The 23,906-nt window shown below is 58.3% G+C and carries 16 protein-coding genes and 1 pseudogene; 12 read left to right on the top strand and 5 right to left on the bottom strand.

Features of this window, described 5'->3' with window-relative positions:
* Positions 1-86: 86 nt before the first annotated feature.
* Positions 87-965: a GntR family transcriptional regulator gene (locus tag U5782_RS03175; protein ID WP_322019400.1), complete on the bottom strand. Its 879-nt coding sequence runs from the start codon at positions 963-965 to the stop codon at positions 87-89.
* A gap of 293 nt (positions 966-1,258) precedes the next feature.
* Between U5782_RS03175 and U5782_RS03180 the strand changes: the two genes are divergently transcribed.
* From U5782_RS03180 to U5782_RS03235, 12 genes are all read left to right on the top strand, one after another.
* Entirely contained in the window at positions 1,259-2,305 is a 1,047-nt protein-coding gene (locus U5782_RS03180) for an amidohydrolase family protein (protein WP_321887234.1), read from the top strand.
* Positions 2,306-2,338: 33 nt separating this feature from the next.
* Positions 2,339-3,709 carry an NAD-dependent succinate-semialdehyde dehydrogenase gene (locus U5782_RS03185; RefSeq protein ID WP_321887233.1) on the top strand — a complete coding sequence of 457 codons (1,371 nt, stop codon included), beginning with the start codon at positions 2,339-2,341 and terminating at the stop codon, positions 3,707-3,709.
* Between the two features lie 35 nt (positions 3,710-3,744).
* The gene (locus U5782_RS03190) at positions 3,745-4,170 is read left to right on the top strand and encodes a cupin domain-containing protein (RefSeq protein WP_321887232.1); all 426 of its coding nucleotides are present in this window, start codon (positions 3,745-3,747) and stop codon (positions 4,168-4,170) included.
* Between the two features lie 15 nt (positions 4,171-4,185).
* Positions 4,186-5,259 carry an isocitrate/isopropylmalate dehydrogenase family protein gene (locus U5782_RS03195; protein WP_321887231.1) on the top strand — a complete coding sequence of 358 codons (1,074 nt, stop codon included), beginning with the start codon at positions 4,186-4,188 and terminating at the stop codon, positions 5,257-5,259.
* A gap of 209 nt (positions 5,260-5,468) precedes the next feature.
* Positions 5,469-6,782, top strand: a complete 1,314-nt coding sequence (locus tag U5782_RS03200) for an MFS transporter (RefSeq protein ID WP_321887230.1) — start codon at positions 5,469-5,471, stop codon at positions 6,780-6,782.
* Between the two features lie 380 nt (positions 6,783-7,162).
* Positions 7,163-8,836 carry a hypothetical protein gene (locus U5782_RS03205; RefSeq protein ID WP_321887229.1) on the top strand — a complete coding sequence of 558 codons (1,674 nt, stop codon included), beginning with the start codon at positions 7,163-7,165 and terminating at the stop codon, positions 8,834-8,836.
* A gap of 125 nt (positions 8,837-8,961) precedes the next feature.
* Positions 8,962-10,014 carry a porin gene (locus U5782_RS03210; RefSeq protein WP_321887228.1) on the top strand — a complete coding sequence of 351 codons (1,053 nt, stop codon included), beginning with the start codon at positions 8,962-8,964 and terminating at the stop codon, positions 10,012-10,014.
* A gap of 816 nt (positions 10,015-10,830) precedes the next feature.
* Positions 10,831-12,867 (top strand): ATP-dependent endonuclease, encoded by a 2,037-nt coding sequence (locus U5782_RS03215; protein WP_321887227.1) that lies wholly within the window; start codon positions 10,831-10,833, stop codon positions 12,865-12,867.
* Positions 12,857-14,596, top strand: coding sequence for a UvrD-helicase domain-containing protein (locus tag U5782_RS03220; RefSeq protein ID WP_321887226.1), 1,740 nt, complete (start codon positions 12,857-12,859; stop codon positions 14,594-14,596). The genes U5782_RS03215 and U5782_RS03220 overlap by 11 nt, the downstream gene beginning before the upstream one ends.
* Positions 14,597-14,868: 272 nt before the next feature.
* Positions 14,869-15,840 carry a hypothetical protein gene (locus U5782_RS03225; protein WP_322042361.1) on the top strand — a complete coding sequence of 324 codons (972 nt, stop codon included), beginning with the start codon at positions 14,869-14,871 and terminating at the stop codon, positions 15,838-15,840.
* 236 nt (positions 15,841-16,076) lie between these two features.
* Complete coding sequence (locus tag U5782_RS03230) at positions 16,077-17,003, top strand: M48 family metalloprotease (RefSeq protein ID WP_321887224.1); 927 nt, start codon at positions 16,077-16,079, stop codon at positions 17,001-17,003.
* A 481-nt stretch (positions 17,004-17,484) separates the two neighbouring features.
* Complete coding sequence (locus U5782_RS03235; RefSeq protein ID WP_321887223.1) at positions 17,485-19,284, top strand: phage integrase family protein; 1,800 nt, start codon at positions 17,485-17,487, stop codon at positions 19,282-19,284.
* A 628-nt stretch (positions 19,285-19,912) separates the two neighbouring features.
* Here U5782_RS03235 and U5782_RS41605 read toward each other — a convergent pair.
* From U5782_RS41605 to U5782_RS03245, 4 genes and pseudogenes are all read right to left on the bottom strand, one after another.
* On the bottom strand, positions 19,913-21,298 hold the full coding sequence (locus tag U5782_RS41605) for a TniQ family protein (protein ID WP_415914229.1): 1,386 nt from the start codon (positions 21,296-21,298) through the stop codon (positions 19,913-19,915).
* Positions 21,299-21,346: 48 nt separating this feature from the next.
* Positions 21,347-22,189, bottom strand: a complete 843-nt coding sequence (locus U5782_RS03240; RefSeq protein WP_321887222.1) for a hypothetical protein — start codon at positions 22,187-22,189, stop codon at positions 21,347-21,349.
* Between the two features lie 96 nt (positions 22,190-22,285).
* Positions 22,286-22,792: pseudogene (locus U5782_RS41610) on the bottom strand (hypothetical protein); the annotation flags it as partial.
* Positions 22,740-23,846 carry an ATP-binding protein gene (locus U5782_RS03245; RefSeq protein ID WP_321887221.1) on the bottom strand — a complete coding sequence of 369 codons (1,107 nt, stop codon included), beginning with the start codon at positions 23,844-23,846 and terminating at the stop codon, positions 22,740-22,742. The pseudogene U5782_RS41610 and the gene U5782_RS03245, both read right to left, overlap by 53 nt.
* Between the last annotated feature and the right edge of the window lie 60 nt (positions 23,847-23,906).

Consider the following 23,906-nt stretch of genomic DNA (forward strand, 5'->3'; position numbering starts at 1 on the left):
GCGACAAGAGAAATCATCACGGCCGTGCGTTTGCGTGACTCAGTCAGCTCGAAGAATCTCCATGTAACTTCTGTATTCCTTCTGCCCTAGTCGGATGTTTTTTCCCGAACAGCATTATGCAAGTGAAGCTTCATGAAGTCAGCGGCGGCCTCCCGCTGGTCAGACAGCAACAAGTCGATCAACGTAAGGTGTTCGCGGCACCTACGCTCGGCCTGATGGCGGTCTACCGCCTTGCGGTACTCCATCAATCTGCGCAGTCGATCGAGTCGACGCAGACCGTCGAGAATAAACACGTTACCCGAGCACGCTGCAATGGTTTCGTGCAGGCGACTGTTCGCGTCAAAAAGCGCTGCGGGCGACGCCGTCCTTGCGCCGCCGTTGGCGAGCAATTCCTGCTCGGCCCGGCAGCGCAGCAACGCCTCGCGCTGGAGCTGGAACGTCGGTTCCAGAATCCCCGCGGCTTCGATCAGCAGTCGATAGCGGTAGCCCTGTCGATAGGTCTCCGACGAGGTGAGCACCGACTGGAACTGCCAGCCATGCCCAGGCCGGCGCTCGATCCACCCCTCCTGCACCATCCGTCGCAGCACCGCGTTGAGCTGTGCGCGCGTAATTCCATAGCGACGCATCAATTCGTTTTCGGTGATGCGATCTTCCAGCCTGCCTGCGAGCCGGTCTTCGGCGATTGCCAGATAGGTCTGCTCGCCCGCGTCGGCATTTTCTACTTCGCTGACTTCGGCTTCTGAAACAGGTTCGACGCCTTCGGCTACCGCGTAACCGCCGTCCGGATGCGGGGCGACCACTGCCTGCCCGGCCAGGCGCTTGAGCGCTTCACGAACGGGCGAACGCGAAACATTGAAACGCTCGGCGAGCAGACGCTCCGGCAAACGCGTGCCGGGCGGCATGCCGGACTGCGTGATGTGCTGATGAATATTGGTCGCGAGCACGTCGGCTAAGGCGCGGGGCATGGCAGTCGGAATAAGGGGAATTTGCCGCAATCGTACCACATGCACCTGAATGGATTTTTACAGCACTACAAGACCATTCGACAGTCACGATTCCTATGATCCAAACATCTGCCACCGCCACGCAATGATTCATATATAAAGCATCCAATTCGGGCTTCGGCCTGTAGTCTAGTCCGTTATTCATCACTTGTCGTTTACCCTTGATGGACTTTTAAAACCACAAAAAACCCTTTACATGGTTTCATGCATGCATAAAATACCAACCAACGCAGCCACAAAGCATTGGGAGACACATGTATCGCAGGAACCTTCTTGGCGCGAGCCTCGCCGCAGTCGGCGGCCTCGCGTTGTCGGGCGCATGCTCCGGCGCCAGCGCATCTGGCGCGCTCTCGGCGTCGACGTCGGCGCCTGCCGCCAACGCCACGGCTACGCCGCTCGACAATCCCAGCGCACTCGCCGCCACGCTCCCGTCCGACAGCTGCGACTGCCACGTCCACATCTTCGACGCCGCGCGCTATCCGTTCGCCGCGAATCGCTCTTACACGCCGGGTCGCGCGCTGGTCTCCGACCTGCTCGGCTTCGAAGCGCGCCTGGGCATCGAGCGTGTGGTGGTCGTGCAGCCCAGCGTCTACGGCACCGATAACGCCGCCATGCTGGCCGCGCTGCGCGATCTCGGCACCTTGCGTGCGCGCGGCGTCGCCGTCATCGATCCTCAAACGGTCACACCCGCCGAACTCCGTGCAATGCATGAGCAAGGCGTACGCGGCGTGCGACTCAATCTCGAAGTGAAGGGGCAGCGCGACCAGAGCGTGGCGCTCGCGCAGCTACAACGCGCTGCGGAAACGGTCGCGCCGCTTGGCTGGGCGATCCAGATTTACGCCGATGTCGATATCGTCGCCGCGCTCGCACCTACGATCGGTGCTCTGCCGGTTCATGTCGTGCTCGACCATTTCGCGGGCGTACGCGTGCCGAAGCAGCCGGAACAGAAAGACGCCTTCGATACCGTGCTGGCGCTCGTGAAGGGCGGCAACGTCTACGTGAAGCTTTCCGCGCCCTATCGTGCTTCGCGCCAAGCGCCCGACTACGCGGATATCGCGCCCTTCGCGCAAGCGCTCATTCAGGCGCGTCCCGACCGCATGCTGTGGGCGTCCGACTGGCCGCATACAGGCAGCGCGAGCCATCGCGATGGCGATCTCTCGCGCGTCGAACCGTTCCGCAACGAAGACGCAGGCCGCGCGCTCAACCACGTACTCGCATGGGCCGATACGGCCGCCGTGCGTCAACAGATTCTGGTCGAGAACCCTGCTCGACTGTATGGCTTCGCCGCCCAGGCGAGCTAATCCCGACCCTGATAATTTACTTAGGATGACTTTATGTTTCGCACTCTGAACCCCGCCACAGAAGAGGTCGTGGCCAGCTTCGATGCGGCGACGCCCGCACAGATCGAGCAGGCGCTCGCCAACGCACAGATCGCTCAGCGCGCGTGGGCAAAGCAGCCGCTGACCGTGCGTACCGCAGCCGTCGCGCGCCTGGGCGAAGTCCTGCTTCGCCGCAAGGCCGAAATCGCCGCGCTCATCACGCTGGAAATGGGCAAGCCCATCGCCGAAGCCGAAGCGGAAGTCGAAAAGTCCGCATGGACTTGCCGCTTTTACGCGGAGCACGCTAGCAACTATCTTGGCGACGAAGTTGTCGCCAGCAACGCAAGCGAAAGCTACATCGCCTACGACCCGCTCGGCGTGGTGCTGGCGATCATGCCGTGGAACTACCCGCTGTGGCAGTTCATCCGCTTTGCCGCGCCCGCGCTGTGCGCCGGCAACGGTTCGATCCTCAAGCACGCGGGCAACGTGCCGCAATGCGCGCTCGTCATCAATTCCGTTTTTGCCGAAGCCGAAGTACCCGATGGCCTGATGACCTCCCTGCTCATCGAGCCGGAAAACGTCGCCGCGCTCATCGACGATCCGCGCATCGCCGCCGTGACGCTGACGGGCTCGACGGCTGTGGGCAAGCTGGTCGCTTCGCAGGCCGGGCGCGCGATGAAGAAGCAGGTGCTCGAACTCGGTGGCTCCGATCCGTTCATCGTGCTCGCCGATGCCGACGTCGAAGCCGCCGCGAAGGCCGCCGTCAAGGCGCGTTTCTCGAACACGGGCCAAAGCTGCATTTCGTCGAAGCGCTTCATCGTCGACGAAAAAATCGCTGACCGTTTTGTCGAACTGTTCTGCGCAGGCGTCGCTAGGCTCAAGGTCGGCGATCCGATGCAGCGCGACACGACGATCGGCCCGATGGCGCGCGGCAATCTGCGCGACGAACTGCATCGTCAGGTCGAGCGCACGGTCGAAGCTGGCGCCGTGCTGAAGGCAGGTGGTCACGCCATCGACGGCGCAGGCTTCTTCTACGCGCCGACGGTGCTCGATCACGTCGCGCCAGATATGGCCGCAGCGGTCGAAGAGACCTTCGGCCCGGTCGCAGCCGTTCTGCGCGTCGCCACTACGGATGAAGCCGTGGCGCTCGCCAACGCGACCGAATTCGGTCTGGGCGCGGCGCTGTGGAGCGCAGATCTGCAACGCGCAAAGACACTCGTGCGTCAGATCGAAGCGGGCGCGGTCTTCGTCAACGGCCTCGTCGCCTCGGACGCGCGCTTGCCGTTTGGCGGCATCAAGCAGTCGGGCTATGGCCGCGAACTGGGCGCCGCGGGCATCCGCGAATTCACCAACGTCAAGACCGTCTGGATCGGCCCGGCCGCCTGAGCCGCCGCCCACGAACGTCTCCACAGGAATCCATCATGACCATCAAGACTCCCTCGGGCGCCGCCCTCCTGAAACCCGACCAGATGCCCGCGTACGACCGTGGCGGCGGCGCGAGCACCACGCCGCTTGTCGGCCCATCGCTCGGCTCGGACAGCTTCATCACCGGCTATACCTCGTTCGCGCCCGGCGTGAAGATCCCGTTCCACAGCCATAACTGCCAGGAAAGCGTGGTGCTGGTGGAAGGCCACGCGATTCTCGACATCGACGGCCTCGAATACGAGCTCAAGCCGCTCGATACGACTTTCATTCCGCCGAATGTGCCGCACCGCTTCCGCAATCTGTCCGACACCGAGCCGATGAAGATTCTCTGGATCTACGCGCGCCAGGACGCGACGCGCACGCTCTCGGACAGCGGCGAAACGCGCCCCGTGTCGGCCGAACACCAGCCCCCTGCGAATTAACCCGAGTAAATCATCATGCGTATTCTTGTTTGCCCCGGCGACGGCATTGGCCCCGAAATCATCGCTGCATCCATCGACGTGCTCGGCCAGGCCGACCAGATCTTCGATCTCGGCCTTCAGTACGATTACGAAGACATCGGCTTCGCAAGCCTCGAAAAGTACGGTACGACACTGCGCCCCGAAGTGCTCGAAAAGGCTCCGACGTACGACGGCCTGATTCTCGGCACGGTCTCACACGCCGACTATCCGCCGCCGGAAAAAGGCGGCCGCAACGTGTCCGCTGCGTTCCGCTGCGACCTCGATCTGTACGCCAACGTGCGGCCGTCGCGCACCCGGGCGTTCCTCACGTCGAATATGCGCGAAGGCAAGAGCATGGACCTCGTCATCATGCGCGAAGCGACCGAAGGCTTCTATCCGGATCGCAACATGCATCTGGGCTGGGGCGAAATGATGCCGTCGCCCGACATGGCGCTTTCCGTGCGCAAGATCACGCGTCATTGCAGCGAACGCATCGCGCGCCGCGCATTCGAACTCGCAATGAAGCGCAAGAAGAAGGTCACGGCCATCCACAAGTCGAACAGCTTCCACATGACGGACGGCCTGTTCCTCGAATGCGTGCGCAACGTGGCCAGGGATTTCCCCGAAGTCGAACTGAACGACCTGCTCGTCGATGCTTCGACCGCTCACCTCGTGCGCAATCCGGAGAAGTTCGACGTGCTGGTCGCGACGAACTTCTATGGCGACATCATCAGCGATCTGGCCGCGGAACTCTCGGGCAGCCTGGGGCTTGGCGGTTCGGTCATGGCAGGCGACACGCTCTGCTGTGCGCAAGCGCAACATGGTTCTGCGCCAGATATCCAGAATCAGGACAAGGCCAATCCGACCTCGATGATTCTCTCGGTCAGCATGCTGCTGCGCTGGATCGGCGAGCATCGCCAGAAGGCGAACTTCACCGCTGCGGCCGACGCCATCGACACGGCAGTCGACGCCGTGCTGGCGAATCCCGAAAGCCGCACCGCCGACCTCGGCGGCACGATGGGCTGCAAGGCCTTCGGTCTGAAGGTTGCGCAGTCGCTGCAAAAGTCCTGATCGACAGGCGACCGGCGGAGCGCCCTTCTCCGCCGGAATACCAGAACAATGAAGGAGACATTCGATGATAGCCACGCGAGCGCTGGCCAACACCGTTCGTTTTCCAAAAGGCATTGGAAGCGCGTTGGACGCTCTGGCGTCGCACGCATAAGCGCTTCATCAGGACACCCACGGCTTCGACCATTCGAGGCTTCATCGAAGGATTCAACATGCATTCCGAATCACTGGCAATGGACACGCAGTCGGCGGAGCGTCCCGGCAATATGGCGATCCGGCAACGTGCGCTGCGCAAGAATGCCTGGCGTCTGCTTCCGCTTTTGACGCTTGCCTTCGTCTTCAACTACATCGACCGCACCAGCGTCGGCTTTGCCGCGCTGACGATGAATCAGGATATTGGCCTCACACCCGCGCAATTTGGCTGGGGCGCGGGTGTGCTGTTCGCGGGCTATTGTCTCTGTGAAATCCCGAGCAACCTCGCGCTCTATAAATACGGTGCGCGGCGCTGGCTCGCGCGCATCATGATCACCTGGGGTCTTGCCTCGGCGGCGACGGCGCTCGTGCAGGGGCCGACGAGTTTCTACATTCTGCGACTTTTACTCGGCATCGCCGAAGCGGGATTCTTCCCTGGCGTCACCTTCTTCCTCGCGTGCTGGTTCCCAGCGCAATACCGCGTTCGCGTGCTCGCGTTCTTCATGCTGGGCGTGCCGCTGTCTTCGATTCTCGGCGGCCCGATGTCGGCGTTGCTTTTGCAAATGGAAGGACTCGGCGGTTTGCACGGCTGGCAGTGGATGTTCCTCGTACAAGGCTTGCCGGCGGTCGCGATCGGGTTCGCCGTGTTCGCCCTGCTGCGCGACGATCCGAAAGACGCGTACTGGCTCACGCAGGAGGAGCGCACCGAACTCATCCACATGCTGGAAAGCGAACCGCGCCAGAAGCCGAAGAAGGCGCTCTTTTCCGCACTCAAGGACGGCCGCGTGTTGCTGCTCGCCGCGGTTCAGTTCGGCTTCATTCTGGGCTCGTATGGCATTGGCATCTGGTTGCCGCTGATTCTCAAGGGCCACGGCTTCAGCCTTGTCAACGTCGGCCTGCTCTCCACTATTCCATACATCGCGGCCGTGATCGGCATGCTCATCTGGGCACGCGCCGTGGATCGAAGCGGAAAACGCGTATTCCATCTCGTCGCGTCGTGCCTTGCGGGCGGCCTGGGACTCGCGCTCTCGGGTTTGTCGAACGGCATCGTGCTCGAACTCGTCGGCTTGAGCCTTGCGGTGGTTGCGGTGAGTTCGGCGCGCGCGATCTTCTGGACGATTCCCACACGCTTCCTGACCGGCATCGCAGCTGCGGGGGGACTGGCGTTCATCAACTCCATCGGCACGCTCGGCGGCTTCGCAGGTCCGTACCTTGTCGGACTGCTCAAGCAGACGACAGGGACCTTCTCTGCCGGCATCTGGGCAATGGCGGCGATATTGGGTATCTCCGCAGCTCTGGCGTCCGCCCTGCCGATACTCGTTCGCCGAGACTGAACTTACATCTCGTTATCTCAATGCACGCCACACCTCTCCGATCAATACCTTGACCGGAGAGCTATCGGCGTGCTGCTCGAAAGTAGCTGTGCAACTCGAGCCAGCTACCGAGTGAACGTGCGCGTCTCGTCATGTTTCACCGAGCCTGGTGATCGCTGTTTTCATCCCGTGCGCGATCTCCAGGGCCGTTTCCACCCATGCTCTGATCGACATCGTGGCCGCAAGCATTCTGGCCTTGATCAATTCCAGCGGACGAGTCTCGCGGGAACGTATCTGGTGAGCATGCTCAGCCCGCCGACGAGATGCCGACCAAGCCAGGAGGCGCGAATGGAAAATGCACTGCAGTCAGTTATTGACCACTGAAAACAAGGACGACTTTCGTGAAAGAAAAGCATGCTTCTTCCGCAAAACCGCAGAAACCGTTGACCCGGCGCCGCAGCCTTTTCAAGGCTGCAGCGGCAACAGCGCTCGCGAGTTCACTACCATCCGCGTCGCTTATGGCGGCATCCGTCAGCGCGATTCCGACGGCCGCTGGGCCGACTGCAGGCGCCGCAATGTTGGCGAGACGCGAACGCGCGCGGCAATTGCGAATAGCACGTGCCGATCTGCACGCTCGCGAGTTCGTCCTCAGCCATCCCGACAACGGTGACGAGGCTAAATACGCAGACAGAAACTACTTTGCTTCGTTTAGCCGTGGCCTACCGCACAATGCGCTCGGAGAAGTTGAGCCGACCGCCTACCGGATGCTGTTGAAAGCTATCGAGATAGGCACGTTCGAGGCGTTCGAAACCGTGCCATTGGGTGGAAGCATCAAATTCGGCAACCCGCTCCAAGGATATTCATTCCTGCTCGAAGGACAGGACCCATGGGGCTTCGCCCTGCCGCCGGCACCGACGTTCGAAAGCGAACGCTTTGCCGCGGAACTAATCGAGACGTACTGGATGGCACTGACACGCGATGTGCCGTTTACCGACTATGGAACCAATCGTCTGGTTTCAATGGCGTGCGCGGATCTCTCAAAGACCCCAGGCTATGCCGGGCCGCGCGAGCAAGGCGATGTCACACCGGTTACGTTCGGACGTGCTGGGCTACCTGGTGAATTTCAGGGGCCACGGCTGTCTCAATTCTCGCTAATGGACGTTCCGAACGGATCGCTCGCACCGATCCAGCAACTCACTATCGCTCCGAAAGCCGATCTGGATTTCATGACTGGATACGACAATTGGCTCAGCATTCAAAGCGGCAACAAATCAACCAGCCATCGAGTTTTCGAATCCGAGCGGCGCTACGCTAGAACCGCGCGTGCGTGGTTTGAAGCATTCCGTAATTACACGACCTTCCAGACCCTGATCAACGCTGCAGAAATTATTCTAGGCATGGGCCACGAAGCGCTTGACCCCGCCAATCCGTATCGCAAATCGCGCACCCAGCTTCCCGGCACGTCTTTCGGCCGCGAGGACATTCGTGGCCTGCTCGGTCGCGTTTGGACCCCGGTCGACACGCTGGCAGGATTCCAGAAGTGGATCGTTCACCGCCGCCCCAAGCCCGAGCAGATAGGCGGTCGGGTTCACAACCACATGCTGGGCCGCGCGCACTATCCGTTTCACGACGATTTGTTTAAGTCCCCAGTGCTGGCCGAACTTCACGCACGCCAAGGCAGTTATCTCGTGTCGCAGGTGCTGCCGGACGGTGGCGGCCAGCAACCGTCTTATACGCAGTCATGCGCGACGTTTCTCGGCGCGGGAGTGACCGTTCTCAAGTGGTTCTTCAACGAGGATTATGTGATTCAGCGGCCCGTCATGCCGGACGAGAGCGGTACGCATTTGATGCCGTGCGCCGAGCAACTCACGCTCGGCAACGAGCTGAACAAGCTGGCTGGGGGAGCATTTGCCGCTAACTTTAACGGATCGCATTTTCGATCCGACACCATGGAGGGATTGAAACTCGGCGAACAATTCGCGCTATCGGTGATAGCGGACCACGTCACACTTTACGCGGAGAATTTCTCCGGATTTTCGCTAACGAAGTTTGACGGAACGAAAATCTCAATTTGATACAACAAATACATTGATTAATGGATTTTGTTTAAAAGAACAACAAATTTATCCATATTTCCTCGCCCGCGTGAACATACCGGGCGAGCTGCATGACAAGAACAACACAAATACTGGAGACAGCAATGAAAAACGTCGGCCTCGCGGCAGTTCTTTCGTCATCTGCACTTAGCATGAATGCGTTCTGCCAGAACAGCATGACGATCTATGGTCAGATAGACGAAGGCGTTCAATATGAAAGTTCTTTGGCCGGGAAGGACGTCACACGAATCGTGTCAAATGGTCGCTCCGGATCTCGCTGGGGATTCCGTGGCGTAGAAGATCTCGGAGATGGAATCAACGCAATATTCCAACTCGAAGGTGGTATGAGCGTCCAAAACGGAACCGCAGCCCAAGGTGGCCGGCTCTTCGGTCGCCAGGCCTTCGTCGAGCTTTCCAGCCATCTGGGCGCCATCGCAGCTGGGCGTATTGCTACCTTTGGTTCGGGCACGGGCGCCTTCGACATGGTGAGCCCCATCGACCCGTTCAGTACCGCGTGGGGTCTGGCCAGCTTGGGTTCGACATTTTCTTCTGCGACAGGTCTCAGGACTGACAATGCGATTCTTTATCAAACTCCCGAGATTCACGGCTTTCAAGCTGGCGCGATGTACTCATTCAACCAAAATAGCTCGGTCGTTACGCCGCAAAGCTCAAATGTCTCTGTCTTGGCAAGCGGTGCCAAATATTCAAACGGCCCTTTTTATGCGACTGTGACCTATGAGCATGCCCATAATCCGTCAGGTGCAAACGGGGAGACGCATCTGCAAGCAGGTGCCGCGTACGATTTTCGCATCGTTAAAATCTACGGCGCTTACGACCGCGAACGCAATCTGTTTTCAACCGACTTGAATATCAGCGGCACAACGAACGGCGCGGGCGCACATGCATTCATGATTGGTTTCTCGGTTCCCATCGGAGTGACCGGTAGTGTTCGTGCCTCCTATCAAAAACGTATCGGTGATGTCCATGACGGCGAGAAACGCGATATCCGAGTTGCCTCGATCGGTTACGACTATGCACTATCGAAGAGTACTCTGCTCTACGCTGTGATAGCCGACGAAAAGGGCGGCGCGACACTAGCGGGCAATGCGAGCTACAACAAGCGCGATTACACGGTCGGCATGTTGAAGCGATTCTAGAGTGCCGATGGACTTTTGAGTGCGACCATCAGCTCAAAACAGAACGACGAGCAGGACTGTGTGATCTGCAGCCTGAAAGCTGAGGTATTAAAGCTGATGTGCCCTTCATGTCGCTATCGATCAGGCTCCATCGGTAACTACTTTCATGCGTGCACTGTGCCGGGCGCTCATGATAAGCCCGAGGCATCATCGTTCAGCCGAACGCAATAGTCGTGGCTCCGCTGCGTTGATCGTGCAATCCTGGCGCCACGGGATGGCGTTCGGCACCTCCTGACGTCTGCCAAGCTTCCAGCTCGCCCCATTTCGATGCACAGCGGTCGAGTTCTTGATCCTCGTTCGACCAGCGGGATCATTCGCTCTTCTGCTTGGTCCGTTTTGCCGGCACGCGAAAGACGCATCTCGCCAAAATCTTCTCGCGTGCACGATGCATCAAGCATCAATGGGTTGAGGTTCTGTTGCTCAGCGCTACGACTGTGATTCGAAAGATTCTACGACGGCCCCAACGAAGAGCGTAGTCGTGACGCAGATGGGATTCCCTTAAGTTCATCCTCTCCGGATCTTTGGAGTTCAGTAATGTGGAGCAATATGCCAGTTTCCCACCTCGATAGTGATTCGCATTTATGCTTCCCGCATATCATCGCCAGTCGTCCGCTGGCATTCATGGGAAATCGGCGCACTGCTTTAGGCTTCAGACTGAAAAAGTCATTCAGTTCGCGAACTTAGAACGCCCTCCTGCGATAAAATCTCCTACACGATAGTCGTAAGATACGACTCCACAAATACGAAAATGATCTCAATCAAGTCTGAGGACGGGGAATGCGGATAGAAAAAATCGCGATTGAAAATTTCCGGCTTTTACAAAGCGCGGAAATGTCACTCGAACGTACGACGACTCTGATCGTCGGCCGCAATAACAGTGGCAAGACATCTATCACCGAGTTCTTCGCACACGTCCTCGGGGATGAACCGAAGAAGCTGAGGCTTGAAGACTTCTCGGCAGCGACAAGGGATGCCTTTCTCGCCGCGAAACAACTGTGTCGCGAATCAAAGGACGAGAAGGATGTCCTCGCGGCGTTGCCGGTGATTGCGGCTACCGTCTTTGTGTCTTACGACCCATCCAACGCACTTGGGACACTCGCCCCATTTGTGATCGACCTCGATCCGGAGTGCAAGACCGCAAAGATCCGTATTGAGTATCGACCGGCGCAGGCGGCCTTGAATTTGCTGCTTGATCCACCTCTCCCCGCTGGAGGAGTAGACGACGCTGCGCATCTCTTCAAGAACCTCAAAGAGGTTATTCCAAAGGCCTACGAGTATCACGTAACGGCCATTGATCCGAACGATTCGTCCAACGAGCGCATCATTGAACTGAAGCAGCTCGGCAAACTGTTCCAGTGCGGACTCGTCGGCGCACAAAGATCTCTCGATCAACACAAGCGGGGTGAGCCCAACGTGCTGGGTAAGCTCTTAGAGGCATTGTTCACTACGGCGGAAAGCGCCACAGCGACAGCAGCAGACCAGGCGATCGCCGCCGAGCTTAAGGTGGCTGTCTCGAACATCGAGCAAAGCATCCACCATGGCTTCAACGAAAAACTCACCGCATTACTGCCCAAGATCAAGAGCTTCGGATATCCAGGCCTCAATGATCCTGACTTGCGGACGGAAACGGCTCTGAATGTCGCCAGTCTCCTCAGTGAGCACACCAAGGTTTTCTACACAGGGGTACATGGGGTCCATCTCCCGGAGGGATATAACGGACTTGGCGCTCGTAATCTGATCTATATCCTCCTTCAGCTTCTAAGTTTTCATAAATCTTTTCGCACTAACCCGACCTTACCGGCGGTGCACCTGATCTTCATTGAGGAACCTGAGGCTCATTTGCATCCGCAAATGCAGGAGGTCTTCATCAAGCAACTCAATGCGATAGTCCAGGCTTTTTCGGCGGATTATCCCGGTCAAGAGTGGCCTGTCCAGTTTGTCGTCACGACACACTCATCGCACATCGCAAACGCAGCCTCGTTTGACGCAGTCCGCTACTTCCTCGCCAAGCCGTCCGCAAATGGGGCAACACGACATACTGTCATCAAGGACTTCCGGAAGGGCGCCGACAAGATTCAGGAACCCGATCGAAGCTTTCTTCATCGATACATGACGTTGACGAAATGCGACCTGTTCTTCGCCGATAAGGCCATTCTGATTGAAGGGCCAACCGAGCGTCTATTGATGCCCCGCATCTTCCAGCTCGTTGACGCCACGCTAGACGACTCCAAGAAGATATCTCAGCAATACGTATCGACCGTAGAGGTCGACGGCGCGAATGCGAAGATTTTCTCACCACTACTTGATTTTCTGGAGCTACGTACACTGGTGATCACTGATCTTGATGCCGTGAAGATGGGCGACAAGAAGCGCTATGTGAAATGCGCCTATTCGCAGGGCGAGCGTTCATTGAACACGACTCTTCGCGATTGGTTCAAGATCAAAGAGGGTGAGGCACTCACGCTCGATGTCCTGAAAGCAAAGACTCCGCAAGAAAAGGTACAGGGTTATAGGCGAGTCGCCTACCAGATTCACGAAGCCGGATCGGAATTCTGCTCGCGCACATTTGAGGATGCATTTATCCTCGCCAATCCCTCGCTCTTCTCGTTGAAGGACGGCGATCATTGGGGCGACCTTTCGTTCGACATTGCGGCAGGCCTGGGAAAGGTCGAGACCGCGTTGAAGTACGGTCTTTCCGAAGACGTGTGGAAGGTGCCTGCGTACATCAACGAGGGCCTTCTCTGGCTGGCCGAATCAGCACCACTGGCAGCTGCAGTTCAGCCCGCGAATGGAGGCATGGCTCATGGCGCCTGAAACACTAAGCCCTGCCGTCGAAGCCGCGCAAAAAGCGCAGGAGCGCGTCAATCATTGCATTGAGCATCACCAGTGCTTCCGTCTCGAAGCCGGCGCTGGAGCCGGAAAGACCTACTCCCTTGTGCAGGCCCTCAAGCGGCTCATCTCTGAACGGGGATCAGACTATTTGCGTCGCAGCCAGAAAATCGCGTGCATCACGTACACGAACGTTGCGAAGCGCGAAATTTCGCAAGAAATTGACGAGCACCCAGCCGTGCTGGTTGAAACCATTCATGCGTTCTGCTGGGGATGCATGAGCCAGTATCAATCCGTTCTGAGAACGGAAGTGGGCAAGCTGGAAAGGCATGTGGACAAGATCGCCGAAGCAGGTGGCGTTGGCGAACGCCGTATAGAGTACGATCTCGGATACTTCGGCATTCACGATGACCGGATCACCCTGCACCATGACGATGTCCCAGAGTTGATGGCCCGCTTTCTCGCGATGCCGAAGTTCCAGAAGATATTCACCGGGTCTCACCCGGTAGTGTTTATTGACGAATACCAGGACACGAATGACAAGTTCATGGGCGCGTTGGCGGCACACTTTCTGGAGCCTAAAAAGGGACCGCTGATCGGTCTCTTCGGCGATCACTGGCAGACCATTTACCGGGACGATTTCGACCTCACTGCTCTACCCAACGTAGAAGGAATCGATAAGGGTTCGAACTTCCGCTCAGTACCTGCGGTAGTGGACGTACTCAACCGTCTTCGGCCGGCTTTGGCCCAGGTCGTTGATGATGAGACAGCGCAGGGTGAGGCACGCGCGTTCCATGCCAATAGCTTCACCGGAGAGCGAACCGACACCGCACACTCGAAACTGGACACACCACCCGATGTCACGCGCGCCTATGTGGCCGCGCTGCGCGAACAGCTTAAGAATGAGGGTTGGGACTTTGCCCCCGGAATCACAAAAGTTCTGATGCTGACGCACGCCGCCCTCGCAGCCGAGCAAGGCTATCCCTCGATCGTTGAAATCTTCAAGTCCCATCAAGACGCTATTTCCAAGCTCGATGATGCAACGCTGGAATTTCTTGGCAGAGTTGTGGAACCTACCTGTTCGGCATACAAAGCGAAAAAGTATGGGCAGATGTTCGACCTGCTTGGAGTCGCGGGAACCCTCCAGAAGGCGTCAGAAAAACAGGCGTGGGCAGACGATATGAAAGCTCTAGATGCGCTGCGCGAAACCGGCACTGTCGGCGAGGTGCTGGATCTGCTCAAAAAGACGCATCGGCCTCGTTTGCCTGACAACGTGACCCGTCGCGAAGACGACATGGCTGCATTTGACCCGTCTTCTGAAGAGCCGGAGAAGCCCGCTGTGAATCGCCATCGACGCTTGCGTGATGTGAAGTATCACGAGATCGTGAGCCTCGTGCGCTTCGTCGATGGATTCACTCCTTTCGCAACTCAGCATAGTGTCAAGGGCGCGGAATTTGAGAATGTCCTCGTCGTCTTTGGCGGCGGCTGGAACCACTACAACTGGCCACGTATGCTCGAATACATGGTTGCCGATGCGAAACCGACAGCCGCGCATCTGAAAGGCTTCAACCGCGCGAGGAATCTTTTCTACGTCAGTGTTTCTCGACCGAAGCGACGTCTGGCAGTGTTGTTTACCCAGACGATGAACGACAAGTCTTTGGAGGTACTAGATACATTGTTCGCCGGCAAGGTGGCAGCGATCAATCTCACCTAACTGTGCAGTGACGCCGGGACGAACATAGCCATGATCAAATGAATATAACGTGGGTGCCAGCATCACGACACCGCACACCTGCTACCAAGCCGGTGCGGTAGAACGATAACCTGACAGGAGCATATCGAGTCATGCTTAGCCGTGCATGGTGGGAACATCTCACGCCGAGACAAATGCATTCGAGACTCTCCGAGGTGCAGACTCTCCTGCAACGTTGGTGTAGCACAGACTACGGCAGGTTCTGGCTAGACATCGCAACCCGAGAAGGCGGTGTGACCCGGGTTCTGCCCGGAGATTACATCCCGGCAGCCCATATCATCGCCCTCCCCAACAGACCGATGTTTATCGCGCCACAGCGGCGTATTCGGTCGGGACACCGCACGGTGGCACCAACGGATTTTGTGTCCGGACACGTGCTTGCGGATGAAGAGTTGGCGCTCGCGCCAGAGATCCGTCTGGATGTCGTGGAAGACGAGGCACTCGTGGCCGCTGCAATACGCCGCGACCGGTCCGCACATATCCCCGGGGTCCTCAAGCCTAGTCAGGTTTTCTCCGCGCCTGCGAGACTGCTGATCACGCCTGCGTCCCTACCTTCCAAGGCCTATGTGCTATACCAGCACATTTTCGGTAGTGGTCCTTCTTACCCAGATGACGGATTCTTCTACGTAGGCGTTACAAAGCGCAGCTGGCAGGCTCGCTGGGCGGAGCATCGTCGCGCGATGAGAAGCGGCAGCCGCCTGCTTTTTCACAGGAAGCTACGCGAGGAACTTAACGCGGAGCGGGTCACCTATATCCATCACAAAGTGATGGCTGTGACAGACGATATAGAACAACTCTACGCGTCCGAGGAGTGGCTGGTAGAGGGCCACTGGAAAGATCAGCGACGCCTGAACATGATCCCCGGCGGGAAATCCGGGCTCAAATACCTGCGCGAGCACGGCATGTTGAACCGGCGCGCCGTACCGGAGCCAGACGGACGCGATCGGCTTGTTGAAAACTGGTTGCGCGAGCACCCTCGAAAAGGTATGCCAGCACCGTGGGTCGCGGAAAAATGGAAAGACGCCGATTGGGCCATGGCACAGATTTGCTCGCAGGACAGCCGTCTGTCCATTGAACAGGTGCGAGCGATACGCGAACTCGCAAAAGCATATCCAGCAAGCTTGATCGCCGAGCGCATCGGCGCTCGCCATGCCGATCAGGTACAGCGAGTTATTGACGGCAGTACTTACGCGCGCGTTGTATGAGCGCTCTCATGCGCGTTTTCTTATCTGCCTCCCTTAGGCCGGGAGAGCCAGCCGGGCGAGTCACGTAGTTTTCGCCTCATCAACGGACACACGGCCGCGCTCCATTTCCCAGCCGCGACAAGACCAACGGCCTGCCGGTTGCCTCAGGGCAACAGCGGTCTGGCACACGCGTTTGTGTATGAAGTTTCAGACGTTCCGGCCGTTAACCTTTAGGTACGCTCACAAGAATTCGAAGAATGAAACGAGTCGATATTTACCCGAAATTCGCCAGGAACATGCTTGTTTTGATGTTCGCCGTTTTTGCGCTTTGCATAGTGCTTCTGATATTGAAACAGAAGTTCGACCTGCCTAACGGCAACGCAGGGTCTTTCGCTGCCGTCGCATCCGTGTTCCTGTTTTTTCCCTTGGCATCCACCGCGCAGTACATATTGAATATCAACGATACGGAAGGCCGCAATCATGCCTTTCGGGAAGCAAAGGAACTACAGGATTTCATCTCACCGCTGTTGACCGATCTCGACTATGAAGTGAAGGTTGGGCAGTACTCTTCGCATGATCTCAATGCTTTTGCCATTTCCTCCGTATTCGGCCGCACCGCTCTCATCGGTTTCTCCACACAGCTGGTAGTCCAAGCGTCGAAAGAAGAGCTTCTGGCGATCGCGGCACACGAGGTCGCACACCTCAGGAATGGCGACACCAGGAATAAGGCATACGTCCTTGCGTTCAACCACGCGCTGAAGTTCTATCCATGGATAATCGCGGAGCTATCGCGACGAGGGCTCAAACAAGCCGCAGTCCCAGTCGGTTGCATTGTCTTGGTGGCCGTCATCGCGATCGCCCTGCTAGCAGGACCAACGCAGGCTTTCCGCTTTCTATGGTCGCTTGCGCAAGGGATAGCGCCGTTTGTTTGCCGGGCAGGCATATGCATCCTGTTCTTCGTTGCACTCGAACACGCCTTGAATCGCATTTTCTGTAGCTACAGCCGCGCGCGGGAGTTCGCCGCTGACGCAGACGGGGCCAGCATGACGTCGCCCAAGGCTATGGTTTCCGCCCTAGGATTACTCACCGACCCGGGAACAGCGGTCAGCATTTTCGATACGCACCCGCCCCTCCAGGAACGAAAGCAGCGCTTGCTCGAGATCATAACGGACAAAAATACTTGAACGCCCTCCTGCCGCAGCCTCGGCTCTAAAGAGCATAACGTATCTTCTTGACCTCATTTTGCCCCCCATCCGCCCGTACAGGGTGATGCATCGAATCAGTTTGTGGCGGGATCGCACCCGTCGGCTTTTCGTGTCCATGTCGCCGTCGCTCGAGATGCAGGCAGGCGTGCTGCACGGTTGCGGGCGGAAGAGGCTGGGGAACTACATGCAACACAGGCATGCGACGGCAAAGGAGAAAGCCGTCCTAGCCGCACGTCATACGTCCGCCTGCAGACAACCATCAGCGTCGCCGTGACACTGCAGTGGCGGCACGTCACGTCAACCCGCATGGAGGGAGCGAGTGCAGCGAAGGTCATGAAGCGCGAAGGGCTTGGAACCGGTGCACGTGGCCCCGACGACCATTCGCACCGCATGCACAAACACGGCGTTTGCGATAACTCTTCTTATCGCAAATGCGCTCTGCGCGACCTAAACTGGATGCATGAAAACCGCCCCTGTCTCGGCCCGCCCGGCCGTCCGACCAGGGAACGGACCGTCCGCCGGATCGCCCGCTGCCCTGGAAACCCCGCTGCCCGCCGCACTGCCTGACCTTGCGTCGCTCGCCGCGCTGCGCGCCTGGCATGAGGGCCTCACCGCACGCGAGGCTGTGACGCATTACCTCGACCACGTCCGCGACGACGGTCAGTCCTCGCGCGGCGTCATCGCCCGCCTCCGCCGGCAGCTCACCGCCTGCGCCCGCGCACGACAGCGCGACGACCTGATTGCGCTCTTCGCCGTTCCTGCCGCAACCCGCACGCAATACGCCGCCCAGGTCGTAGCCGCCATCGACGCCCTGCGCGCCGCTGCGGTTCCGCCACCGCAGCCACCAGACCCCGTGGACCGTTGGCTCACGCCACGCACGGCACGCGCCCTCTCGGCTGCGGGGATCGGGACACTCGGTGAACTGATGCTCTTCAGACTGCGCCGGCGTCGCTGGTGGCAGCCGGTGCCGGGACTCGGGGAAAACGGAGCGCAGGCGGTCGCAACGTGGCTCGATGCACACCCGGAGCTTGCAGGACGCGCCGCACGGGTGGTGCAACACAGCCAGCCCCCAAGCCAGTTGCTCCCCGCCTGGTCTCTGGCCGCATTACCCGCCGACCTTGACGGCTCCCAGGGACGCTTTCGGGCACCGCGTGAAACGTGCGGTCTCGCGGCCACCACGGATGCCGAAGCCATCGCCGCCTGGCTCGGGTTGCACGAATCTGAGCACACGGCACGCGCCTACCGGCGCGAGGCCGAACGCCTTCTGCTGTGGGCCGTGGTCGAGCGGCGACTGCCGCTCTCTTCGCTGACCACCGAACACGCGACTGCGTATCGTGCCTTCCTGCGACGGCCGGTGCCCGCAGCACGCTGGATCGGACCACCCTGCCCACGTTCCTCGCCGTCGTGGCGCCCCTTCGCGCGCGGCCTCACACTACGCTCCGCCGCCTACGCACTGACAGTATTGCGCGCGCTCTTTGCCTGGCTCGTCGACCAGCAATATGTCGTGCTCAATCCGTTTGCAGGCGTCACGGTCCGCGGCGCCCGTCCGCGTACACCATTCGATACGGCCCGGGCACTTGATGACCGCGAGTGGAAAACCTCCAGGGCCTTTGCCAGCAAGCTCGAGCATCACGGCTGGAGCGCACCCGCCGCGCAACGCGCGCGCTTCGTGCTGGATTTTGGCTATGCAACGGGGCTGCGTGCGAACGAGTTAGTCACCGCGACGCTCGGCGACGTGGAGCGGGACCAGGGTGGCGCGTGGTGGCTGGAGGTGACCGGCAAGGGGGCGAAAGCCGGGCGAGTGGCGCTACCGCCACTCGCAAGAAGCGCCCTGCGCCAGCACCTGAAGGAGCGGCAACTTCCGGTCACCCGCGCACACTGGGATCCGTCGACGCCGCTAGTCGCCTCACTCAACCGCTGCGAGATGACGGGCCAGCGACGCGCACAGGAAACATCGCGGGAAGTGGGCATCGGGGCGGCGCGGCTGCGACAGGTGATGGGGGAGCTTTTCGGGAAAGCAGCGCAGCTTGTCGAGCCGCACAATCCGCAGCTCGCTGGAAGACTGCGGCAGGCGAGCCCACATTGGCTGCGTCATACGCATGCCACGCATGCGCTCCACGCCGGGGTCGAACTCGTAGCGGTACGCGACAACCTGCGCCACGCGTCCATCGCGACGACTTCAATATATCTGCGCGGCGATGACAAGCGACGCGCACGTCAGGTGGACGCCGCATTCAGGCGCAAAACCTTGCACCGATAGTGCTCACCGATGGAACCACCGGCAACACCCGAAATCGGCTATATGAGCCCCGGCATTGCCAGCGTCGAAAGTCCTCAGCAGAACGCGGTCCACGCTTGGGGCGGTGCCTCATCGCGCGATGGTAAAACCGTGAGAGATGTTTACCCGTCTCCACCTCGATTGAAAGCGGATTTGACCGTCTGCTCAAGGGGCGGCCCAAGCAGTTGGATTTCCTGCGCAACAAGTGTCGGGACGTCGAGGTACGTATTGGCTTTTTTATCGTCCAGCCAGCTATCTCAGAGGCCCGCATTACCAATGAGATGCTTACCGTACTCGGAGCAAGCTACATCTATCTCAAGAATATCTCCGGAGCGCAGCTAAAAGTCATTACCAGCAAATGATTCTAAGACGCCCTCTGCAGGCTCAGTACAGATGAAACGCAATCGGGCCTTAAAGAGTGTGGTGAGCGGCGGTCGTTCGCAGTGGAAGGCATGGTGCAACTTCGCGCTGTTGACGAAGAATTGGAGGCGTCCCCGGTGAACCGCCCGCTGAACGCCGATCCTATCTTCAGCAAGTCAATGGTTTGCGACACAGCAGCGGTGTCGACGGAACAGTTCAGATGTCTTTTCCGGTGAACCCGGCGCTGCATCTATCTTAGGCCCGAGCGCTGGTAGTCGGTGATTCCTTGCCGCTGGCGAAGCTGTTCCTGAATCCATGAATAGTCAGATCTGCGAAGCTGTATCCCCGCACAAGTCAGCTTTTTTTGGATACTGCGCCGCGTAACCCGCTCTCCGCTCGCAATCAGTTCGCTGCGTGCAGCTTGGAACATGTTCAATAGATGCTCACGGCCCGCCGTACGACGCTGCTGCGCGAGATTCGATCTGTATGCCACAAATCGCTTTGAGATCACCTCTGCCTCATCGGGAAACCGACGTCGCAACTCGCACTGGTCAACCCCAGCCTCTCGAGCCACCGTCCGCCAACTGACGACGCGCCCATGATCAACGGCTACATGCTGACGAATACGTGCCTGGATTGACACCCAATCCCGTTGCACGATTGACGCGCGCACCATCCGCTTCTTCGACCACTCGTCCCTCCCGAGATGACGTGGAACGGCACTTTGCCATGCTACGAGGTCGCCCAGAAACCACGCCCTGAGACTCACATCACACGCCCACGCCAGTTCGATCAGTGTGGGCAATGAAGGAATGACCTTCCCTGCTCGCCACTCCGACAAGCTACTGGCTGATCGCTGAACCAGCTTTGCAAATCGGGCCGCGTTACCATCGCAGAATGTACTCACGCCACAATCGAGCATTATTGGGACACTCGTGGCGGAAACTTTCGATGTCTGCTGCCCGTCCAGTTCCAGCAACGCCGAGATCTGCTCCGCCACCCATATCTCGCGATTGGTCGCCCTTCCATCCTCGCGCGATGACGGCTGTACTGCTACGTCACCCAGCCATTCGTTGCACCTCCAGCACATGCCGGACACCGCCCTTCTGGACATCTCACTTCGATGCCTATACCCGCAATGTGAACACGTGTCTATCAACGTCTGCCCATGTTCAGGACAACACCGGACAACGCGGATTGTCCATAAAAGGCGTTCATAGGGAACGACACCAGAATCAAGGTCGAGTTGAAGGCATGCTGGACACCATCGCCTGCTCGGATCAATAAGGGCGTCGGGATCGTTAAGGACTGAGGCAAACGGCTGCCATGTTAAAGATTTTAGGTCATCCCTTCCAGAAAGCCCGTTGAGCGCACCCGTCCAGTATGCTGCGGTCATCCCCGAAGCGTTCGCGAGGGCAGCGTTTTGCGCCGTCCCGAACGCGTCGCCCCTTGAACCAATCCCCCTAGCGGCGCGAGGCGGCCAATCAATCATCTCCCTGACCAGTGATGCAAATGGCACCTGGCAGACCATGGCGGCGTGTATCGCGTAGTCGGTAAGCTTTTGGCGCTGTCGTCCATGCAGGCACCTCGGCTCCAGTTTGAATGCAGCTCGCAGCGGTAGCAACTCCTTCCACATCTAACTTCCTCCGGAAAAATCTCAAGAGCAATTCTTGACGGAATGACATTACTTGACCAATGGATCGGTTCGCTTCCAGATTCCTTGATGACGGAGCTCCTGCAATTCCTTCGCGTAATATGCCTTCGCCAGCCGAATGAGATCAAAAGTTCGATATGTCACGTTGACCCCTCTTTCCGCGATCATCGCCTCGACCAGATTCTTGGACGGATAGGTTCTCTTGCTGATCAGTTCGCCAACGCATTCGGTCGCGATGGCAGATTCGCGCTCAAGACGACGCTGCTCATTTTCAAGCGCCTGCTGCCGTCGTCGCTGACGACCGGCGTCCCGAATCGCCACACACAGATCCGGAAATCGCGTACGAAGATATGATCCGTCAAAACCCATGTCGCGTGCTGCAGCCGCCCAGCTAGGATATGGCTTGTCACTCGTGAGTGACGCCTCAAGTCGAGCTCGAATCGCCTTCCAGTTGTGCCGGAAGACCGGCTTTGCAACGTGTTGCTCCGACTCTCCGACGGTCATCGATTCGCCCCCCATACGCGCCCAGCAATTCACATCGCCCTCAAGCCAAGATCGCATAGGAATGCGGAATATCCATGAGAGCCTGACTAGCATTTTGGTTGAGACAGGATTGATCCCGAAGTACCAACTGCCAACGGTCTTAGAACTAATTCCCACGAGTTCTGCGAACGCAGGGTAGCTTCCTTTGCAAAACGCTGCTACCCCCGCTTTTAGCATCTTCCTGACATTATCCCGCGATAGCTGCGCGGCCTCCTCGATACCGAGCGCAAGAAGATTGGCATAGTCTTTGGCCACCCATAGGTTGAACGCATCTTGGCTCTGCTCACGACCGCTCCCCCGCGATTTTGACGGCACCTCGCCGAACCACAATCTGCAACGCGCGCAATGAGCCGAAAGACATCGACTGCTCAATTCGCTTACCCGACTATCGCCACACTCCGGGCAGCGTTCGAATAGCTCAATCTCATGCAACGGACAAACCCTGACGTCAGCGATCGACCACAGAAGGCGTTCATACGATTTCCCACCTCCGAGCACGTCGCAACGGAGACATTGCCAGCACCATCGACGTCTGCTTGCCATGAACCCGCCGCTACCGCCAAGAACGTGTGCGAAAGGCACCATCGTGGTCTCTGCAAGGCTTTGCATACCGACCAGCGGCTCCACTGCCGTCGCCCACCGCGCCGCCAGAGTTCCCCTGCCATTGACTTGCTCAAGACGCATGCACGAGCCGAATGGTCGGTCGGATACACAGGTGGGCCAAGCTATAAGGCGATTCAGAACCGCCTGGGGAGGGACGCACGCCGATTCGGCAATATCAAGAATGAAATTGCTAAGACGTTGCTTTTGCCATGTCGTCAGCCCCCGTGGCATTACCGGAAACGATATTCGGGGTGGCAGACCACCAGGATACGCTGATTCAGTCACGCTTTTTCTCCAACGGCTTCCTATCGGGAAGCGGCTTGCCAACATGATCCTTCCGCCCACGACGTTGCGCAGTAGCTGTCGGTTCTTCTGACGGCCCCTCCGACAGTCGATCCGTCGCAATATCGAACATCACTGACGGAAGTTCCGCCAATTTACGGCCGTCGTCGGGGTGCAAGCGTCCCTCTACCGTCCAGTAGCCATCGAACATCTCACATCGTAGTGTTTGCAACTGGGCGGCCTTATAGAAACCATATGAGAGCAGTTCGAGGTCCATTTCAGTCCTGTTATTCCTGTACATATTTGAAAGCGCCTTCGCCAAGATACGCTTCAGGTGCCCGACAGACCCAAGCGACTGATCAAACAGCTGATCAGCGTATTTTGACAAATCGCACCTCCCTTCTACCGGCATGGCCTGTTGAAGGGAAAACAGCGCTTTTGCAAATTTATGTTTTTCGGACCTCAGATATGGCTTGAAATGCAGCACTTCAGCTCGCCGGGAAAGTTGACCGCTTTTGGTTGCCAACGCATACAGATCATATGCCCCACTAATCGCTAATCGCGCGTTTGACTTGTTGACAATTGAACGTAGCGTATTACCTTGACGTTTCACTCGTTGCGGATGCGGAGAAATGAGAATATTTGACGCTTCATCTATGAAGATCAGGTCTGGTGATCGCATTTGCACCGCGCGCCTTAGCCTTTGACGAATTGTTCGCAAAGATGGCCGGCTGTAACTGGTGATCAACGGCTGCCATACCTCTATACCCGCAAGCTTGCGCCTCACCTCCGGAAGGCTCGCATCGATCAAAGGGGCCTGCAGCGCAGTAAGAAGCATCTCGTACAGATCGTGCCAGTCGAAACGATCTGTTTCAGGCGCCCAGGCTTCAATCATCGCGGCGGGGATCGTATGCTTGTCGTCAGGATTAGCTAAAAAAAAATCTGTGTTGATCTTTGTTGTGATGTGCCCCCCCAATGCTGATTTTCCGATGCCGGCGGGCCCGACGAGCAATATGAGCGTTCCCGGCAACGCATCTTCGATCCGTGCCTCCATCTGCTTCCGTGCGTCCACGAACTCGTCATGTTCGACGATGGACTTCATGAAAAAATCCAGCTTCTTCTCCGGAGGAGCCTTAAGCAAGTCATCAGGATACAAAGCGTG

The organism is Paraburkholderia sp. J67 (assembly GCF_905220265.1).
In the GTDB taxonomy this organism is placed as follows: Bacteria; Pseudomonadota; Gammaproteobacteria; order Burkholderiales; family Burkholderiaceae; genus Paraburkholderia.

What these genes read in the sequence shown, in the direction of transcription:
- U5782_RS03210 (WP_321887228.1), top strand. Translation starts at nt 8,962, where the DNA reads ATGAAAAACGTCGGCCTCGCGGCAGTTCTTTCGTCATCTGCACTTAGC.
- U5782_RS03200 (WP_321887230.1), top strand. Translation starts at nt 5,469, where the DNA reads ATGCATTCCGAATCACTGGCAATGGACACGCAGTCGGCGGAGCGTCCC.
- U5782_RS03195 (WP_321887231.1), top strand. Translation starts at nt 4,186, where the DNA reads ATGCGTATTCTTGTTTGCCCCGGCGACGGCATTGGCCCCGAAATCATC.
- U5782_RS03220 (WP_321887226.1), top strand. Translation starts at nt 12,857, where the DNA reads ATGGCGCCTGAAACACTAAGCCCTGCCGTCGAAGCCGCGCAAAAAGCG.
- U5782_RS41605 (WP_415914229.1), bottom strand. Translation starts at nt 21,298, where the DNA reads ATGTGGAAGGAGTTGCTACCGCTGCGAGCTGCATTCAAACTGGAGCCG.
- U5782_RS03245 (WP_321887221.1), bottom strand. Translation starts at nt 23,846, where the DNA reads ATGAAGTCCATCGTCGAACATGACGAGTTCGTGGACGCACGGAAGCAG.
- U5782_RS03190 (WP_321887232.1), top strand. Translation starts at nt 3,745, where the DNA reads ATGACCATCAAGACTCCCTCGGGCGCCGCCCTCCTGAAACCCGACCAG.
- U5782_RS03175 (WP_322019400.1), bottom strand. Translation starts at nt 965, where the DNA reads ATGCCCCGCGCCTTAGCCGACGTGCTCGCGACCAATATTCATCAGCAC.
- U5782_RS03185 (WP_321887233.1), top strand. Translation starts at nt 2,339, where the DNA reads ATGTTTCGCACTCTGAACCCCGCCACAGAAGAGGTCGTGGCCAGCTTC.
- U5782_RS03230 (WP_321887224.1), top strand. Translation starts at nt 16,077, where the DNA reads ATGAAACGAGTCGATATTTACCCGAAATTCGCCAGGAACATGCTTGTT.
- U5782_RS03180 (WP_321887234.1), top strand. Translation starts at nt 1,259, where the DNA reads ATGTATCGCAGGAACCTTCTTGGCGCGAGCCTCGCCGCAGTCGGCGGC.
- U5782_RS03215 (WP_321887227.1), top strand. Translation starts at nt 10,831, where the DNA reads ATGCGGATAGAAAAAATCGCGATTGAAAATTTCCGGCTTTTACAAAGC.
- U5782_RS03235 (WP_321887223.1), top strand. Translation starts at nt 17,485, where the DNA reads ATGAAAACCGCCCCTGTCTCGGCCCGCCCGGCCGTCCGACCAGGGAAC.